The organism is Streptomyces sp. PTL18 (genome assembly GCF_059510295.1).
On record NZ_JCAJZO010000014.1, the window covers coordinates 162,743 to 178,943 of the forward strand.

The window sequence follows — 16,201 nt, forward strand, 5'->3', positions numbered from 1 at the left end:
TCCCCCTCCGCCCTCGTTCCCACCCCGGGATCATCCCCCGCGCCCGGCCCCCGCGGCACGCCGATTTACGGACCGGCGGCGACCTGCGGAAACCCACAGCCTGTGGACAACCGGCCGCCCCACCCCCCAATCGCGTTAACATGACGAGAAATCGTCCGGTACCCCGAGCGGACTGGAACGGGAAGGCCACCGTCGAGTGAGTACAGTCCAGCAGCCAGACCCCAAGGACCGCCCCGCGCGGCTCACCGTGGGCGTGGTCGGAGCCGGCCGCGTCGGGCCCGCGCTCGCCGCGTCGCTCCAGCTCGCCGGGCACCGCCCGGTCGCCGTCTCCGGGGTGTCCGACGCCTCCAGGCGGCGCGCCGAGCAGATGCTCCCGGAGGTGCCGCTCGTGCCGCCCTCCGAGGTGATGGAGCGTGCCGAGCTGGTGCTGCTGACCGTCCCGGACGACGCCCTGCCGGGGCTCGTCGAGGGCCTCGCCGAGACCGGCGCCGTACGCCCCGGCCAGCTGCTCGTGCACACCTCCGGGCGGTACGGCACCCGCGTGCTCGACCCCGCCCTGCGCGCCGGCGCGCTGCCGCTCGCCCTGCACCCCGCGATGACCTTCACCGGCACCCCCGTGGACGTCCAGCGCCTGGCCGGATGCTCCTTCGGGGTCAGCGCGCCCGAGGAGCTGCGGCTGGCCGCCGAGGCCCTGGTGATCGAGATGGGCGGTGAGCCCGAGTGGATCGCCGAGGAGATGCGCCCGCTCTACCACGCGGCTCTCGCCCTCGGCGCCAACCATCTGGTCACCCTCGTCGCCCAGTCCATGGAGCTGCTGCGCGCTGCGGGCGTCGGGGCCCCCGACCGCATGCTCGGCCCGCTGCTCGGCGCCGCCCTCGACAACGCGCTGCGCTCCGGCGACGCCGCGCTGACCGGTCCCGTCGCGCGCGGAGACGCGGGCACGGTCGCCGCGCACGTCTCCGAGCTGCGCAGGCACGCCCCGGGCGCCGTCGCCGGCTATCTGGCGATGGCCCGCGCCACCGCCGACCGGGCCCTGGCCCACGGACTGCTGAAGCCGGAACTGGCCGAGGACCTGCTCGGAGTCCTCGCCGACGGCATCGAAGGGGACGCCCGATGACCACCACCCTGCTGCGCACCGCCGAGGAGCTGCACGCGCGTGTGAGGCGCGGCCGCCGCGCCGTCGTGATGACCATGGGCGCCCTGCACGAGGGCCACGCCACCCTGATCCGCGCGGCGCGCAGGATCGCCGGGGGCGACGGCGAGGTCGTCGTCACCGTCTTCGTCAACCCGCTGCAGTTCGGCAAGGGTGAAGACCTCGACCGCTATCCGCGCACCCTGGACGCCGACCTGAAGATCGCCGAGCAGTCCGGCGCCGACGTGGTGTTCGCTCCCTCCGCGGACGAGGTCTACCCGGGCGGCGAGCCCCAGGTGCGGATCTCCGCGGGCCCGATGGGGGAGCGCCTGGAGGGCGCGTTCCGCCCCGGCCACTTCGACGGCATGCTCACCGTCGTCGCCAAGCTCCTCCACCTCACCCGCCCCGACGTGGCGCTGTACGGGCAGAAGGACGCCCAGCAGCTCGCTCTCATCCGCCGGATGGTGCGGGACCTGGACTTCGGTGTGGAGATCGTCGGCGTGCCCACCGTGCGCGAGGATGACGGGCTCGCCCTGTCCAGCCGCAACCGCTACCTCTCGCCCCAGGAGCGGCGCACCGCCCTCGCCCTGTCCCGCGCCCTGTTCGCGGGCCGCGACCGGCATGCCGCCCAGGAGGCCCTGCGCGCCCGTGCCCTGGAGGTGCCCGCCACCCACGCGCGTGCCGAGGCCCTGAGCGCCATAGGCGAGTCGCGTGCCGCCGCCGACGCGCACGCGGTCGCCAAGGCCGCGCCCGGCGGTCCCGCCGCCGTCCGGGCCGCGGCCCGGCTCGTCCTGGACGAGGCCGCCCAGCTGGACCCTCCGCTGGTCCTGGACTACCTGGCCCTGGTCGACCCGTCGGACTTCACCGAGGTCCCCGACGACTTCACCGGCGAGGCCGTCCTCGCCGTCGCCGCCCGGGTCGGGACGACCCGGTTGATCGACAACATCCCGCTCTCCTTCGGAGCACCCGAACCCGTCGACCCTCACGGAGCCGCCTCGTGAGCCAGCACAGGCACACCAGCACAGGCATACGACTGCACGCCCCCGCACCGGGCTGGTCCATCTCCGCGGACGTCGTGGTGGTCGGCTCCGGCGTGGCCGGCCTCACCGCGGCGCTGCGCTGCGACGCCGCCGGCCTGAACACGGTCGTCGTCACCAAGGCACGCCTCGACGACGGCTCCACCCGCTGGGCGCAGGGCGGCATCGCCGCGGCCCTGGGCGAGGGCGACAGCCCCGAGCAGCACCTGGACGACACCCTCGTCGCGGGCGCGGGCCTGTGCGACGACGAGGCCGTCCGCATCCTCGTCACCGAGGGCCCCGACGCGGTGCGGCGGCTCATCTCCACCGGCGCCCACTTCGACACCGACGACGAGGGCGGCATCCAGCTCACCCGCGAGGGCGGCCACCACCGGCGCCGTATCGCGCACGCGGGCGGCGACGCGACCGGCGCCGAGATCTCCCGGGCGCTCGTCGAGGCGGTACGCGCGCGTGGACTGCGCACGATCGAGAACGCGCTCGTCCTGGACCTGCTCACGGACGCCGACGGCCGCACCGCGGGCGTGACCCTGCACGTCATGGGGGAGGGCCAGCACGACGGCGTGGGCGCCGTGCACGCGCCCGCCGTGGTCCTCGCGACCGGCGGCATGGGCCAGGTCTTCTCCGCGACCACCAACCCCTCGGTGTCCACGGGAGACGGCGTGGCGCTCGCCCTGCGCGCGGGCGCCGAGGTCAGCGACCTGGAGTTCGTGCAGTTCCACCCGACCGTGCTGTTCCTCGGCCCGGACGCGGAGGGACAGCAGCCCCTCGTCTCCGAGGCGGTCCGAGGCGAGGGCGCCCACCTGGTGGACGCCGACGGGGTGCGCTTCATGGTGGGGCAGCACGAGCTGGCCGAGCTCGCGCCCCGGGACATCGTCGCCAAGGGCATCACGCGCCGAATGCAGGAGCAGGACGCCGAGCACATGTTCCTCGACGCCCGGCACTTCGGCGCCGACATGTGGGAGCACCGCTTCCCGACCATCCTGGCCGCCTGTCGCGCCAACGGCATCGACCCGGTCACCGAGCCCATCCCGGTCGCCCCGGCCGCCCACTACGCCTCCGGCGGCGTACGCACCGACTCCCACGGCCGGACCACCGTGCCGGGCCTGTACGCGTGCGGTGAGGTCGCCTGCACGGGCGTCCACGGCGCGAACCGGCTCGCCTCCAACTCCCTCCTGGAGGGCCTGGTCTACGCCGAGCGCATCGCCGCCGACATCGCGCGGGACCAGGCGGAGAACGGCCTCCAGGCGCGCGTTCCGCAGCCCGTCCCGTACTCGGAGAAGCCCGCGCACCCGCTCCTCGCCCCCGAGGCGCGCTTCGCGATCCAGCGGATCATGACGGAGGGCGCGGGCGTCCTGCGCTCCGCCGAATCCCTGGCCACGGCGGCCGACCAGCTCCAGCGGCTGCACACCGAGGCCCGCGACGCCCTCCACGAGAACGGCAAGACCGCCGAGCCCGGTGTCGACACCTGGGAGGCCACCAACCTCCTGTGCGTGGCCCGTGTCCTGGTCGCCGCCGCCCTCCTGCGCGAGGAGACCCGCGGTTGCCACTGGCGCGAGGACCGGGCCGACCGGGACGACGCGAACTGGCGGCGCCACGTCGTCGTACGGCTGAATCCCGACCGATCGCTGGCCGTGCACACCACCGACAACCCAGACTTCCCCCCGACCACGCAAGCGCACCGGCCTCAGGAGCAGTGACACAAGTGAGCACCGACGACCTTCCCCTCGCCCCGAACGGCGGCTGCGGCGACGGCTGCGCCTGCGGCGCCGACGGCGACGAGGAATACCTGGAGTGCGGGCTCGACCCCGCGCTCGCCCAGCTCCTGGCCGACGCCGGGCTCGACCCGGTGGAGGTCGAGGACCTGGCGAACGTCGCCATCCAGGAGGACCTGGACCACGGCGTGGACGTGACGACGGTCGCGACGATCCCCGAGGACGCGGTCGCCACCGGCGACTTCACCGCGCGCGAGGCGGGCGTCGTGGTGGGCCTCAGGGTCGCCGAGGCCGTGATCTCGGTCGTCTGCACCGACGAGTTCGAGGTCGAGCGGCACGTGGACGACGGCGACCGGGTGGAGGCCGGCCAGAAGCTGCTGACCGTCACCACCCGCACCCGCGACCTGCTCACCGCCGAGCGCAGTGCGCTGAACATCCTGTGCCGCCTGTCCGGCATCGCGACGGCCACGCGTGCGTGGGCGGACGCCCTGGAGGGCACCGGCACGCGCGTACGGGACACCCGCAAGACCACGCCGGGCCTGCGCTCCCTGGAGAAGTTCGCGGTGCGGTGCGGCGGCGGCGTCAACCACCGCATGTCCCTGTCGGACGCGGCCCTGGTGAAGGACAACCACGTGGTGGCGGCCGGAGGTGTGGCCGAGGCCTTCCGTGCGGTCCGGGAGATGTTCCCGGACGTGCCGATCGAGGTCGAGGTCGACACCCTGCACCAGCTGCGCGAGGTCGTCGACGCGGGAGCGGACCTGATCCTGCTGGACAACTTCACCCCCGGCGAGTGCGAGGAGGCGGTGGCGATCGTCGGCGGCCGCGCCCTGCTGGAGGCCTCGGGCCGTCTGACCCTGCAGAACGCCAAGGCGTACGCGGACACGGGTGTCGACTTCCTGGCGGTCGGGGCGCTCACGCACTCCTCCCCGATCCTGGACATCGGCCTGGACCTGCGAGCGGCGGAGTAGGTAGAGCCCCATGCTGCTGACCATCGACGTAGGCAACACGCACACCGTCCTCGGCCTGTTCGACGGTGAGGACATCGTGGAGCACTGGCGCATCTCCACCGACGCCCGCCGCACGGCCGACGAGCTGGCGGTCCTTCTCCAGGGGCTGATGGGCATGCACCCGCTGCTCGGCGAGGGCCTGGGCGACGGTATCGACGGCATCGCGATCTGCTCGACGGTCCCGTCCGTCCTGCACGAACTGCGCGAGGTCACCCGCCGCTACTACGGCGACGTCCCCGCCGTCCTGGTCGAACCCGGCATCAAGACGGGCGTGCCGATCCTGATGGACAACCCCAAGGAGGTCGGCGCGGACCGCATCATCAACGCGGTCGCGGCGGTCGAGCTCTACGGCGGCCCGGCGATCGTCGTGGACTTCGGCACGGCGACGACGTTCGACGCGGTCTCGGCGCGCGGCGAGTACGCGGGCGGTGTGATCGCCCCCGGCATCGAGATCTCCGTGGAGGCCCTCGGCGCCCGCGGCGCTCAGCTCCTCAAGATCGAACTGGCCCGGCCGCGCGCGGTGATCGGCAAGAACACGGTCGAGGCGATGCAGGCGGGCATCGTCTACGGCTTCGCGGGCCAGGTGGACGGCGTGGTCACCCGCATGGCGAGAGAACTGACGGACGACCCGGAGGCCGTCACGGTCATCGCCACGGGCGGCCTGGCTCCCATGGTCCTGGGCGAGGCGAAGGTGATCGACGAGCACGAACCATGGCTGACCCTGATCGGCCTACGGCTGGTCTACGAACGGAACGTGTCACGCATGGCCGGCTGAAGCACCCCCGAAAGGGGCACGGGGGACCGTGCGACCGGCCACGACGGCGTGGCATCCGCCGTCACAGCAATGCCCCCGGGGCGAGTCGGCGCACCGCGGCCCCCACCCGGGGGAACCTCAGAGCGACACGACACCGCTAACATGCCCCTTTTGTCCGATTAGCGGTAGCGTCACCGCATGCCCACGCCACACGGATCCCGAGGCGCCCTGGCCTTCGGCGCGGAGGAGCTGCGCGTGCTCCGCCGCGCCCTCGCCCTCGCCCTGAACCCCCGCACCGCTTCCGCCGAGGACGTCCAGGACTGCCTCCGCCTCGCCGAGTCCGTCGACGCGGCGGTGCGGGAGGGTGACCGCCTGAGGGCCTTCCTGCTGGCCGACCTCGCCCGCTACCGTGCCGCCCTGCCCGGCGCGGCAGGCGGCTACCTCGCCCTCCTCCGGGACGCCCTCCGTGCCGGCTACCGCCCGGCCCCGGACGACCTCGCCGCGCTGAGCACCCTGTGCGGCAACCCCCTGGCCGCCGCCCTGCTCGACCGCTGCCGGGACCTCGCCGAGTCCGGCGCACGCGCGCACCCCGCTCCCCGCAAGACCGCGGTCCCCGCCTGCCGAGGCCATCTGACGGCGCTTCCCGGCGGCCGTGCGAGCGAGGAGGAGCGACCCGACGAGCCCGACCGCAAACCCGAACGGAAGCCCGAGCGCAAGCCGGAGAAACCCGCTCCCGGCCGCGAGCCGCAGGCCCCGCGCCCGGCGCGCCGCCCGATCCCGACCCCCGGCGAGGTGTTCCCGCCGAAGCGGAAGCCGAGTCCCCCGGCCCACTCGCACCGGTCGCACGGATCCCGCGGGCAGCTCGCGGCGGGCTAGCCGGTCCGGCACATTCCGGTAACGCCCACCCGACCGGGATCCATCGGACACCATGGCTACTCTTGAGGAATGGACTACGTCTCCGCGCTCGTGCCCCCGGTCGTCATGGCCGTGTTCTTCGTCGGGCTCATCCGGCTGATCGTGAAGACCCAGGGCGGCGCCAACAAGGCCAAGGAGGACGCCGCCGTCGACGCGGCCCTCGCGCACGCGGAAAGCGCCCCCCGCAAGCCCCGGGACGCCGACGCCTGACCCGGCAGCGGCGGTCCCCGGGCGTTCCGGGGGCACCCCGTGCCACCCGGGCGCACGACTCATCCTCCGAGGTCATCCACTGAGCGTCTTTCGGAGTCGCGCGTCCTTTTTGTTGTGGTTTGTGACATAGGTGCCCGTTCAGCAAGCCATTGGCGACTTCTCCCACTATTGTGCTGAAGGTGCCTCGCCCATTGGGAGAACTCGAAGACGCGGTCATGACGCGGGTGTGGAAGTGGAACCGCCCGGTGACCGTTCGAGAAGTCCTGGAAGACCTTCAGCAGGAACGGTCCATCGCCTACACCACGGTGATGACCGTTTTGGACAATCTCCATCAGAAGGGCTGGGTCCGCCGGGAAGCGGAAGGCCGGGCCTATCGATATGAGGCGGTCTCCACCCGTGCCGCCTACGCGGCCGCACTGATGAACGACGCCTGGTCCCAGAGCGACAACCCCGCCGCCGCGCTCGTCGCCTTCTTCGGCATGATGAGCGAGGAACAGAGACAGGCACTCCGTGACGCGGTACGCATCGTGCAGGGCCCGGAGAGCAGGCAGGCGCCCCCGAGCGCCGAAACGGGCCCCGAGAACCCGGCCCGGACGCCCGAGGAGAACAACCCCGCCTCGGAGGAGGGCGACAGCGGGCGATAGCGTCCGCTCATGCCAGCGAAGAGCCCCGGAGCCACCGCAAAAGCCATCACCGTCCGGCGGGCCAGGACGAGCGATGTCCCGGCGGTGCGCCGTCTCCTCGACTCCTACGTCCGCCGCGGCATCCTGCTCGACAAACCCACCGTCACGCTTTACGAGGACATCCAGGAGTTCTGGGTCGCGGAACGCGACGACAACGGCGAGGTCGTCGGCTGCGGCGCACTGCACGTGATGTGGGAGGACCTGGCGGAAGTCCGCACACTCGCGGTGATGCCCGAGGCCAGGGGGCTGGGCGTCGGCCACCAGTTGCTGGAGAAGTTGCTGCAGACCGCCCGCTGGCTCGGCGTTCGCCGCGTTTTCTGTCTCACCTTCGAAGTCGACTTCTTCGGGAAGCACGGCTTCGTCGAGATCGGTGAGACGCCCGTGGACCAGGATGTCTACGCCGAGCTCTTGCGTTCCTATGACGAGGGCGTGGCGGAGTTCCTCGGTCTCGAACGGGTGAAACCGAACACCTTGGGCAACAGCCGGATGCTTCTGCATCTGTGATCGCCGGGCGATGGTCCGGCACTATTCGGCCGTGCTTCGGCCGGACGACCTTGCCCAGGTTCCCTATGTCCGAAACGCGCATGTTTCCGGTCTCCCGGCCGCCCGCCGGTCTCTCCCGGGGGTTTGTGTTTTTCCGGCAAAAGCGGTTTGCTTTCCGACGTACTGCAGTACTGCATATAACAGGGGACGCGAAACGGGCGGCACCGGCCGCAGACCCTCGGCCCTGAAGTTATCGATGAAAGGAAATCCGGTGGCACAGAAGGTTCAGGTCCTTCTTGTCGACGACCTCGACGGTGGCGAGGCGGACGAGACCGTTACGTTCGCGCTGGACGGCAAGACGTACGAGATCGATCTCACGACTGCCAACGCGGACAAGCTGCGCGGCCTTCTCGAGCCGTATGTGAAGGGCGGCCGCCGTACCGGAGGCCGTGCTTCGGGCGGGCGTGGAAAGGCCCGTGCCGCTTCCGCGGGCGGCCAGGACACCGCGCAGATCCGCGCCTGGGCGAAGGAGAACGGTTACGAGGTCAACGACCGTGGCCGTGTCCCGGCGACCATCCGCGAGGCCTACGAGAAGGCGATGGGCTGAGCGCTCGCGCGCCGCAGCCGGACCCGGTGGCACTGTGTGGCCACCGTGTCGACCAGCCGTACCAGATCGGGGGCGCCTCCACCGCCTCCCACGGCCGACAGCGTCGGCAGCGCCCGTTCGACCTCGCACCCCGGCTCGGGGGGCCGCAACCAGACGGCGGCCCCCTGTGAAACGGCCCGGTCCAGGGGAAGCGGCCGGGATCCCGGGGTGCCGGCCGGATCCGGGGGCACCGGACCCGGCGCACATGCCGGCGGCAGCGGTGCCTCCGTCCGCCCGCCCGTGCCGGTGGCCGTGAGGTCCAGGGCCAGCGCTCCCCACTCCAGCCAGTCGAGCAGCCCCGGCAGCTCCTCCGCACTGCCCGCCGCCACCAGCAGTCGCATCCGCCCGGCGCACAGCGCGACCGGGGACGCGGGCCCCAGATGTCTGAGCGCGGCGAAACCGGCCTCCGCGGGCACCTCCAGCACGTCGAAGCGCACCCCTGTGACCAGCCCCACCGGCTCTCCGGGCGCCGTCGCCCAGCCCAGCTCGCTCTCGTACCACTGACGCACCGCGGCGCTCGTGCCGAGATCGAGGGGCCGTCGCGGAACGGGCACCGGGTGGACCTTGGGGACCATGTACGGACCAACCTTCCGGGCCTCGGTCGAGTTACGCTGAGTGGCCGACCGATTGCTCCGAGTGACGAGAAGCGGGGCGTTCGGGAGCGTTCCGCGGCGCAAGGATGTTCGCCCGTAGCGGAGGGAAATGGTGCGCGCGGCATGGACTGTCGGTGCGGACGGGTAAGACATCCCTAGTGGGAGGGGGCGTTGCGCGGGAGAGGCTGTCTCACGTTCGCCATCGGCGTACTGGCGACTGGGGTATCTGCCTGGCCTGCGGGAACATCGTCTCGCACCATCGGGTTGGAGCAGATGTCGGCGTTCGGGGTCAGGAGGCCAAGGACGGTGTCGGCAGTTGGAATGAGCGGTCCCCGCTTGCGGGACTAAGCTGCGGAAGGACAGGGAGGGGAAGTTCCCCCCACTGCCTGACCGCTCTGAGGAGCGATTAACGATGTTCGAGAGGTTCACCGACCGCGCGCGGCGGGTTGTCGTCCTGGCTCAGGAAGAAGCCCGGATGCTCAACCACAACTACATCGGCACCGAGCACATCCTCCTGGGCCTGATCCACGAGGGTGAGGGTGTCGCCGCTAAGGCCCTGGAGAGCCTCGGGATTTCGCTCGAGGCGGTCCGCCAGCAGGTGGAGGAGATCATCGGCCAGGGCCAGCAGGCCCCGTCCGGGCACATCCCCTTCACCCCCCGTGCCAAGAAGGTCCTGGAGCTGTCGCTCCGCGAGGCCCTTCAGCTGGGCCACAACTACATCGGCACGGAGCACATCCTGCTCGGCCTGATCCGCGAGGGCGAGGGCGTCGCCGCCCAGGTCCTGGTCAAGCTCGGAGCAGACCTCAACCGTGTCCGCCAGCAGGTCATCCAGCTGCTGTCGGGCTACCAGGGCAAGGAGACCGCCGCCGCGGGCGGCCCGGCCGAGGGCACGCCCTCGACCTCCCTCGTCCTGGACCAGTTCGGCCGGAACCTCACCCAGGCCGCTCGTGAGTCCAAGCTCGACCCGGTCATCGGGCGCGAGAAGGAGATCGAGCGGGTCATGCAGGTGCTGTCCCGCCGTACCAAGAACAACCCGGTGCTCATCGGCGAACCCGGCGTCGGCAAGACGGCCGTCGTCGAGGGCCTGGCGCAGGCCATCGTCAAGGGCGAGGTGCCCGAGACCCTCAAGGACAAGCACCTCTACACCCTCGACCTGGGCGCGCTGGTCGCCGGCTCCCGCTACCGCGGTGACTTCGAGGAGCGCCTGAAGAAGGTGCTCAAGGAGATCCGCACCCGCGGCGACATCATCCTGTTCATCGACGAGCTGCACACGCTGGTCGGTGCGGGTGCCGCCGAGGGCGCCATCGACGCGGCCTCCATCCTGAAGCCGATGCTCGCCCGCGGTGAGCTGCAGACCATCGGTGCGACCACGCTCGACGAGTACCGCAAGCACCTGGAGAAGGACGCGGCCCTGGAGCGCCGCTTCCAGCCCATCCAGGTCGCGGAGCCGTCCCTGCCGCACACCATCGAGATCCTCAAGGGCCTGCGCGACCGTTACGAGGCGCACCACCGCGTCTCCATCACGGACGAGGCCCTGGTCCAGGCCGCCACCCTGGCCGACCGCTACATCTCGGACCGCTTCCTGCCGGACAAGGCGATCGACCTGATCGACGAGGCCGGATCGAGGATGCGCATCCGCCGGATGACCGCGCCGCCGGACCTTCGCGAGTTCGACGAGAAGATCGCGGCCGTCCGCCGGGACAAGGAGTCCGCGATCGACTCCCAGGACTTCGAGAAGGCGGCTTCCCTCCGCGACAAGGAGAAGCAGCTGCTCGCCGCGAAGGCCAAGCGGGAGAAGGAGTGGAAGGCCGGCGACATGGACGTCGTCGCCGAGGTCGACGGCGAGCTGATCGCCGAGGTCCTCGCCACGGCCACGGGCATCCCGGTCTTCAAGCTGACCGAGGAGGAGTCCAGCCGCCTGCTCCGCATGGAGGAGGAGCTGCACAAGCGGGTCATCGGCCAGAACGACGCCGTCAAGGCGCTGTCGAAGGCGATCCGCCGTACGCGTGCGGGTCTGAAGGACCCGAAGCGTCCGGGTGGCTCGTTCATCTTCGCGGGCCCGTCCGGTGTCGGTAAGACCGAGCTGTCCAAGGCGCTCGCCGAGTTCCTGTTCGGTGACGAGGACGCGCTGATCTCCCTCGACATGTCGGAGTTCAGCGAGAAGCACACGGTGTCGCGTCTCTTCGGCAGCCCGCCCGGATACGTGGGCTACGAGGAGGGCGGCCAGCTGACGGAGAAGGTCCGCCGCAAGCCGTTCTCGGTCGTCCTGTTCGACGAGGTCGAGAAGGCCCACCCGGACATCTTCAACTCGCTGCTGCAGATCCTGGAGGACGGTCGTCTGACCGACTCCCAGGGCCGGGTCGTCGACTTCAAGAACACGGTCATCATCATGACGACCAACCTCGGCACCCGGGACATCTCCAAGGGCTTCAACCTCGGCTTCGCCGCCGCGGGTGACACGAAGACCAACTACGAGCGCATGAAGAACAAGGTCTCGGACGAGCTCAAGCAGCACTTCCGGCCCGAGTTCCTCAACCGCGTCGACGACGTGGTCGTCTTCCCGCAGCTGACCCAGCAGGACATCCTGCGGATCGTCGACCTGATGATCAGCAAGGTCGACGAGCGGCTCAAGGACCGGGACATGGGCATCGAGCTCGCCCAGTCCGCGAAGGAGCTGCTGGCGAAGAAGGGCTACGACCCCGTGCTGGGCGCCCGGCCGCTGCGCCGCACGATCCAGCGGGAGATCGAGGACACCCTGTCCGAGAAGATCCTCTTCGGGGAGCTGCGTCCGGGCCACATCGTGGTCGTCGACACGGAGGGCGAGGGCGACGCCCAGACGTTCACCTTCCGTGGCGAGGAGAAGTCGGCCCTGCCGGACGTTCCGCCGATCGAGCAGGCGGCCGGTGGCGCCGGGCCGAACCTGAGCAAGGACTGACCCCTTCGGGGTGAGTGGAGGGGCTGCCCCGGGACTACGGTCCCGGGGCAGCCCCTTTTCCGTGCGGTCACAGCACGCTGGCGGTCTTCTCGATGACGGGGGGCACGGCAGGAGATCGCGGAAGTGGGAGGTGCATGCCGTAGATCGTCAGATGGCTGTGCCTGGTGGCGGTGCGGGCGAGGCTGCGCTGCTCGAAGGCCGGGTCGGTGCCGCCGGTCGGCGGGGTGCGGGCGATCAGCTCGTCGATCTTCGCAACGCCTCCTCCCGTACGTCCCGGACACGTGCCCGGGTGGCCGTACCGGCCGCCGCGTCCCGGGGCCATCCGGTCACCGTGCCGTCCCGTCGCCCGAGTGGGCCTGCGTGACCAGGTCGATCGCGACCTCGAGGACCGCCTGCCGCTTGGCCTCCGGGTCGGCCTCGACCTCCTGCAGGACGAACATCCCCGCGTGCATCGTGAACAGTGCGCTGATGCAGCGGACCTGGTCGGTCAGGGAGGCGTCCGGATCCCGGATGATGTCCCCCATCTCGAGCATCCGGTCCTTGAACTGGTTGCCGATGCTCAGCTCGCGGATCGTGGCCTGGTTCTCCTGCATGAAGCGGAAGAGCGGCGCCGCACCGGTCAGCGCCTCGCTGTAGCGGCGCAGCACCTCCTGCTTGGTCTTCAGGGTGTGCGGCTGCGCCTTGCCCCACTCGATGAGCTCCTCGATCGGGCGGGTCAGGTCCTCGAAGATGCTGACCAGGATTTCTTCCTTGGTCTTGAAGTGGTAGTAGAGCGCGGCCTTGGTGACGTCCAGGCGCTCGGCGATCTCCCGCAGGGAGGTCTTCTCGTAGCCCTGCTCGGCGAAGAGGTCGAGGGCCACGTCCTGGATGCGCTGGCGGGTGTCCCCGCGCCGCTGCCGCTTGGTGCCGTCCATGGTGGTGCCGCCCATCCTCGTACTCCTCGCCCTTCCGGAGAGCCTGTGCACAGGCCTCCTGGCCGAGCCTACGAAACTTACTTGACGCCCGGCTAGTTACTGGCTACCTTCCCCAGTGTAGTGAACTAGCCGGACGGCAAGTAAGAAGCCGGACGGCCGGCAGTACCAAGGGGAGTTGGGGACCATGGCGGACAGCGCGGCGCCGGCCGCCGGCGGCGAGAAGAGCGAGAAACAGCCTCGGAGCATACGGGTCGTCCTGCTCGCACTCATGATCACGATGATGCTCGCGATGCTGGACAACATGATCGTGGGCACGGCGATGCCGACCATCGTGGGCGAGCTGGGCGGCCTCGAACACCTGTCGTGGGTGGTGACCGCGTACACCCTGGCCACCGCCGCCGCCACTCCGCTGTGGGGCAAGCTCGGCGACATGTACGGGCGCAAGGGCTCGTTCATGACGTCGATCGTGATCTTCCTGGCCGGATCGGCGCTCAGCGGCATGGCGCAGAACATGGGCCAGCTCATCGGCTTCCGGGCCGTCCAGGGCCTCGGCGCCGGCGGTCTCATGGTCGGCGTCATGGCCATCATCGGCGATCTGATCCCGCCGCGGGAGCGCGGCAAGTACCAGGGCATGATGGCCGGCGTCATGGCGCTCGCGATGATCGGCGGTCCGCTGGTCGGCGGCACCATCACCGACAACTGGGGCTGGCGCTGGGCCTTCTACATCAACCTGCCGCTCGGTGTCGTGGCGCTCGTCGCCATCAGCGCGGTGCTGCACCTGCCGAAGAAGCGCTCCCAGACCCGCGTCGACTACCTCGGGGCCGCGCTGCTGACCGTCGGCATCACCTCGATCGTGCTGGTCACCACCTGGGGCGGGAGCCAGTACGCCTGGACGTCCGCGCGGATCATGGAGCTGATCGGGATCGGTGTCGCCGCGCTCGTCGGATTCGTGTACTGGCAGACCAGGGCCGCCGAGCCGGTCGTGCCGCTGCACATCTTCCGCAGCCGGAACTTCTCGCTGATGTCGACGATCGGCTTCATCACCGGGTTCGTGATGTTCGGTGCGACGCTGTTCCTGCCGCTGTACCAGCAGGCCGTGCAGGGGGCGTCCGCGACCAACTCCGGGTTGCTCCTGCTGCCCATGCTCGGCGCCATGCTCGTGGTGTCGATGATCGCGGGGCGGGTCACCACCAACAGCGGCCGGTACAAGGTGTTCCCGGTGGTCGGCAGTGTGCTGATGATCGTGGGCCTGTTCCTGCTGTCGCAGATGGACACGGGGACCAGCCGGTTCACCTCCGGTGTGTACATGGCCGTGCTGGGTGCCGGGATGGGCTGCCTGATGCAGATCACCATGCTGGTGGCGCAGAACAGCGTCGAGATGCGGGACATGGGCGTCGCGTCCTCCTCCACCACCCTCTTCCGTACGCTCGGCTCCTCCTTCGGCGTCGCGATCATGGGCGCGCTGTTCAACAACCGGGTCCAGCACGTGATGGCCGAGCGGGCCGGTGCGCTGGGGTCCAAGGTGACCGAGAAGTCGGCGTCGCTGGACGCGAAGAGCATGGAGAAGCTGCCGACGGCCGCGCGGGAGGCGTACCAGTACGCGGTGTCCGCGGGGACGCACTCGGCGTTCGTGCTCGGCGCGGTGGTGGCCGTGGTGGCGCTGGCGGCGGCGGTGTTCGTGAAGGAGGTCCCGCTGCGGGGGGCGGGCCCGGACAAGCAGGCCGGAGGTGCGGCTGGGGACGCCGCGGATGTGCCGCCGGCGGTTGCAGAGGCCGTCTGACCGGCACGGGCTCCGGCTCGAGGCCCCCGGGTGCTTCGGGGTGGGGTCAGCTGGTCGACGGTGGCAGCATGGGGAAGCTCCCGGTGGCCGTCGGAGCGTGTTCCGGCAGCCACAGCACCGCCACCGCCCCTTCGGCCGGCACCTGCTCCGGCACCCCGGGCGCCCGGATGTTGCGGAACGTCAGCCGGGCGCCCAGCACCCGCGCCTGCCCCGCGGCGATCGTCAGGCCCAGGCCATGGCCCTGGCCCGAGCGGTCCGATCTGCCGGTACGGAACCGGCTCGGGCCCTCGGCCAGCAGCTCCTCGGGGAAGCCGGGCCCGTGGTCCCGTATCCGGATCACCCGGCCCTCGACGGACACCTCGATGGGCGGCTTGCCGTGCCGTGCCGCGTTCGTCAACAGGTTGAACAGCACCCGCTCCAGACGGCGCGGATCCGTGGTCACCTCCGACTCGTGGATCACCCTGACCTCGACGTCCGCGTCCTTCGCGGCCACCCGCCGGGTCACGAACTCGCCCAGCAGGATGTCCTGCAGCTCCGCCCGCTCGGAGGCACCGTCCAGACGGGCCACCTCCAGCACGTCCTCGACGAGGGTGCGCATGGCCTTCGCACGGTCCAGCACCAGTTCGGTGGGACGGCCCGGCGGCAGCAGCTCCGCCGCCGTGAGCAGGCCCGTGACCGGCGTACGCAGCTCGTGCGCGATGTCCGCCGTGACCCGGCGCTCCGCCTCCAGCCGCTGCTGCAACGCGTCCGCCATCGCGTCCACCGCCCGCGCCAGGTCGTCCGTCTCGTCGCGTACGACACCGCCGATGGCGTCCCGCACGCGCACGTCCGTCTCGCCCTTGGCGACCCGGTTCGCCGCGGCCGCCGCCTTGCGCAGCCGCCCCGACAGCTGCCCGCCGATCAGCACACCGAGGGCGGAGCCGCCGAGGACCACCGCGATCGAACCGATGATCAGGGCCTGGTCGAGGTCCTTGATCACCCCGACACTGCGGTCCGTGCGGATGTGCAGGGACAACACCCGGCCGTCCTTGAGCGGTACGGCGGCCCAGGTGTCCGGCACCCCGTCGCCGTCCCAGGACGCGAAGGTGGCGCTCCTGTCCTGCATGACCTTCTCCAGCAGGTCCTGCGGGATGGCCGGATCGTCGATCTTGGTTCCGAAGGTCTGGGTGCGCCCGGTCTCGTACATCCGCTGCGCCACCCGGATGCGCTCGAAGGCGAGGTCGCGTGCGCTGTTCAGCATCGACACCTGCGCCGCGTTGTGCACCACCAGGCTGAGCGCGATCGCGACCAGCGCCCCGACCAGGGCGATCGCCGCGCTGAGCTTCCATCTCAGACCGGTGCGTATGGCCGCGTCCTCGGGGACGAGGCGGCCGATGATCCCCCGCATGCTCCTGTCCCCG

At 70.9% G+C, this 16,201-nt stretch carries 16 protein-coding genes; 12 read left to right on the forward strand and 4 right to left on the reverse strand.

Going from position 1 to position 16,201, the window contains the following annotated elements:
- The first annotated feature begins 196 nt into the window (after nt 1-196).
- From AC5WS8_RS25145 to AC5WS8_RS25190, 10 genes are all read left to right on the forward strand, one after another.
- Nucleotides 197-1,117: a Rossmann-like and DUF2520 domain-containing protein gene (locus tag AC5WS8_RS25145; protein ID WP_496105725.1), complete on the forward strand. Its 921-nt coding sequence runs from the start codon at nt 197-199 to the stop codon at nt 1,115-1,117.
- Nucleotides 1,114-2,133 carry a pantoate--beta-alanine ligase gene (panC, locus tag AC5WS8_RS25150; protein ID WP_496105726.1) on the forward strand — a complete coding sequence of 340 codons (1,020 nt, stop codon included), beginning with the start codon at nt 1,114-1,116 and terminating at the stop codon, nt 2,131-2,133. The genes AC5WS8_RS25145 and panC overlap by 4 nt, the downstream gene beginning before the upstream one ends.
- Nucleotides 2,130-3,866: an L-aspartate oxidase gene (locus tag AC5WS8_RS25155; RefSeq protein ID WP_496105727.1), complete on the forward strand. Its 1,737-nt coding sequence runs from the start codon at nt 2,130-2,132 to the stop codon at nt 3,864-3,866. Before panC ends, AC5WS8_RS25155 begins: the two co-directional genes overlap by 4 nt.
- Before the next feature lie 5 nt (nt 3,867-3,871).
- Nucleotides 3,872-4,849 carry a carboxylating nicotinate-nucleotide diphosphorylase gene (gene nadC / locus AC5WS8_RS25160; RefSeq protein WP_496105728.1) on the forward strand — a complete coding sequence of 326 codons (978 nt, stop codon included), beginning with the start codon at nt 3,872-3,874 and terminating at the stop codon, nt 4,847-4,849.
- Nucleotides 4,850-4,859: 10 nt separating this feature from the next.
- Entirely contained in the window at nt 4,860-5,663 is an 804-nt protein-coding gene (locus tag AC5WS8_RS25165) for a type III pantothenate kinase (RefSeq protein WP_496105729.1), read from the forward strand.
- Between the two features lie 177 nt (nt 5,664-5,840).
- Entirely contained in the window at nt 5,841-6,518 is a 678-nt protein-coding gene (locus tag AC5WS8_RS25170; RefSeq protein ID WP_496105730.1) for a hypothetical protein, read from the forward strand.
- 69 nt (nt 6,519-6,587) lie between these two features.
- Nucleotides 6,588-6,767 (forward strand): hypothetical protein, encoded by a 180-nt coding sequence (locus tag AC5WS8_RS25175; RefSeq protein ID WP_496105731.1) that lies wholly within the window; start codon nt 6,588-6,590, stop codon nt 6,765-6,767.
- A 215-nt stretch (nt 6,768-6,982) separates the two neighbouring features.
- Nucleotides 6,983-7,411, forward strand: a complete 429-nt coding sequence (locus AC5WS8_RS25180) for a BlaI/MecI/CopY family transcriptional regulator (protein ID WP_496105760.1) — start codon at nt 6,983-6,985, stop codon at nt 7,409-7,411.
- 9 nt (nt 7,412-7,420) lie between these two features.
- The gene (locus AC5WS8_RS25185) at nt 7,421-7,954 is read left to right on the forward strand and encodes an amino-acid N-acetyltransferase (protein WP_496105732.1); all 534 of its coding nucleotides are present in this window, start codon (nt 7,421-7,423) and stop codon (nt 7,952-7,954) included.
- A 250-nt stretch (nt 7,955-8,204) separates the two neighbouring features.
- Nucleotides 8,205-8,540: a histone-like nucleoid-structuring protein Lsr2 gene (locus AC5WS8_RS25190; RefSeq protein ID WP_496105733.1), complete on the forward strand. Its 336-nt coding sequence runs from the start codon at nt 8,205-8,207 to the stop codon at nt 8,538-8,540.
- Here the strand turns inward: AC5WS8_RS25190 and AC5WS8_RS25195 are convergent.
- Nucleotides 8,519-9,154 carry an SCO3374 family protein gene (locus AC5WS8_RS25195; protein ID WP_496105734.1) on the reverse strand — a complete coding sequence of 212 codons (636 nt, stop codon included), beginning with the start codon at nt 9,152-9,154 and terminating at the stop codon, nt 8,519-8,521. The two genes, AC5WS8_RS25190 and AC5WS8_RS25195, sit on opposite strands and share 22 nt — an antisense overlap.
- A 430-nt stretch (nt 9,155-9,584) precedes the next feature.
- Between AC5WS8_RS25195 and AC5WS8_RS25200 the strand changes: the two genes are divergently transcribed.
- On the forward strand, nt 9,585-12,107 hold the full coding sequence (locus AC5WS8_RS25200; protein WP_496105735.1) for an ATP-dependent Clp protease ATP-binding subunit: 2,523 nt from the start codon (nt 9,585-9,587) through the stop codon (nt 12,105-12,107).
- 67 nt (nt 12,108-12,174) lie between these two features.
- Here AC5WS8_RS25200 and AC5WS8_RS25205 read toward each other — a convergent pair whose 3' ends face one another.
- Entirely contained in the window at nt 12,175-12,429 is a 255-nt protein-coding gene (locus tag AC5WS8_RS25205) for a hypothetical protein (protein WP_496105736.1), read from the reverse strand.
- Between the two features lie 4 nt (nt 12,430-12,433).
- Nucleotides 12,434-13,021 carry a TetR/AcrR family transcriptional regulator gene (locus AC5WS8_RS25210; RefSeq protein WP_496105761.1) on the reverse strand — a complete coding sequence of 196 codons (588 nt, stop codon included), beginning with the start codon at nt 13,019-13,021 and terminating at the stop codon, nt 12,434-12,436.
- A gap of 184 nt (nt 13,022-13,205) precedes the next feature.
- Here AC5WS8_RS25210 and AC5WS8_RS25215 point away from each other — a divergent pair, with 184 nt between their 5' ends.
- The gene (locus AC5WS8_RS25215) at nt 13,206-14,801 is read left to right on the forward strand and encodes an MDR family MFS transporter (RefSeq protein ID WP_496105737.1); all 1,596 of its coding nucleotides are present in this window, start codon (nt 13,206-13,208) and stop codon (nt 14,799-14,801) included.
- Between the two features lie 46 nt (nt 14,802-14,847).
- Here the strand turns inward: AC5WS8_RS25215 and cseC are convergent, their stop codons facing one another.
- Nucleotides 14,848-16,188: a two-component system sensor histidine kinase CseC gene (gene cseC / locus AC5WS8_RS25220; protein WP_496105762.1), complete on the reverse strand. Its 1,341-nt coding sequence runs from the start codon at nt 16,186-16,188 to the stop codon at nt 14,848-14,850.
- Nucleotides 16,189-16,201 lie beyond the last annotated feature (13 nt).

Coding starts and splice junctions, on each gene's coding strand:
- AC5WS8_RS25170 (WP_496105730.1), top strand. CDS start 5,841: ATGCCCACGCCACACGGATCCCGAGGCGCCCTGGCCTTCGGCGCGGAG.
- AC5WS8_RS25165 (WP_496105729.1), top strand. CDS start 4,860: ATGCTGCTGACCATCGACGTAGGCAACACGCACACCGTCCTCGGCCTG.
- AC5WS8_RS25215 (WP_496105737.1), top strand. CDS start 13,206: ATGGCGGACAGCGCGGCGCCGGCCGCCGGCGGCGAGAAGAGCGAGAAA.
- AC5WS8_RS25210 (WP_496105761.1), bottom strand. CDS start 13,021: ATGGACGGCACCAAGCGGCAGCGGCGCGGGGACACCCGCCAGCGCATC.
- AC5WS8_RS25175 (WP_496105731.1), top strand. CDS start 6,588: ATGGACTACGTCTCCGCGCTCGTGCCCCCGGTCGTCATGGCCGTGTTC.
- AC5WS8_RS25205 (WP_496105736.1), bottom strand. CDS start 12,429: ATGGCCCCGGGACGCGGCGGCCGGTACGGCCACCCGGGCACGTGTCCG.
- AC5WS8_RS25185 (WP_496105732.1), top strand. CDS start 7,421: ATGCCAGCGAAGAGCCCCGGAGCCACCGCAAAAGCCATCACCGTCCGG.
- AC5WS8_RS25195 (WP_496105734.1), bottom strand. CDS start 9,154: ATGGTCCCCAAGGTCCACCCGGTGCCCGTTCCGCGACGGCCCCTCGAT.
- cseC (WP_496105762.1), bottom strand. CDS start 16,188: ATGCGGGGGATCATCGGCCGCCTCGTCCCCGAGGACGCGGCCATACGC.
- AC5WS8_RS25180 (WP_496105760.1), top strand. CDS start 6,983: ATGACGCGGGTGTGGAAGTGGAACCGCCCGGTGACCGTTCGAGAAGTC.
- panC (WP_496105726.1), top strand. CDS start 1,114: ATGACCACCACCCTGCTGCGCACCGCCGAGGAGCTGCACGCGCGTGTG.
- AC5WS8_RS25200 (WP_496105735.1), top strand. CDS start 9,585: ATGTTCGAGAGGTTCACCGACCGCGCGCGGCGGGTTGTCGTCCTGGCT.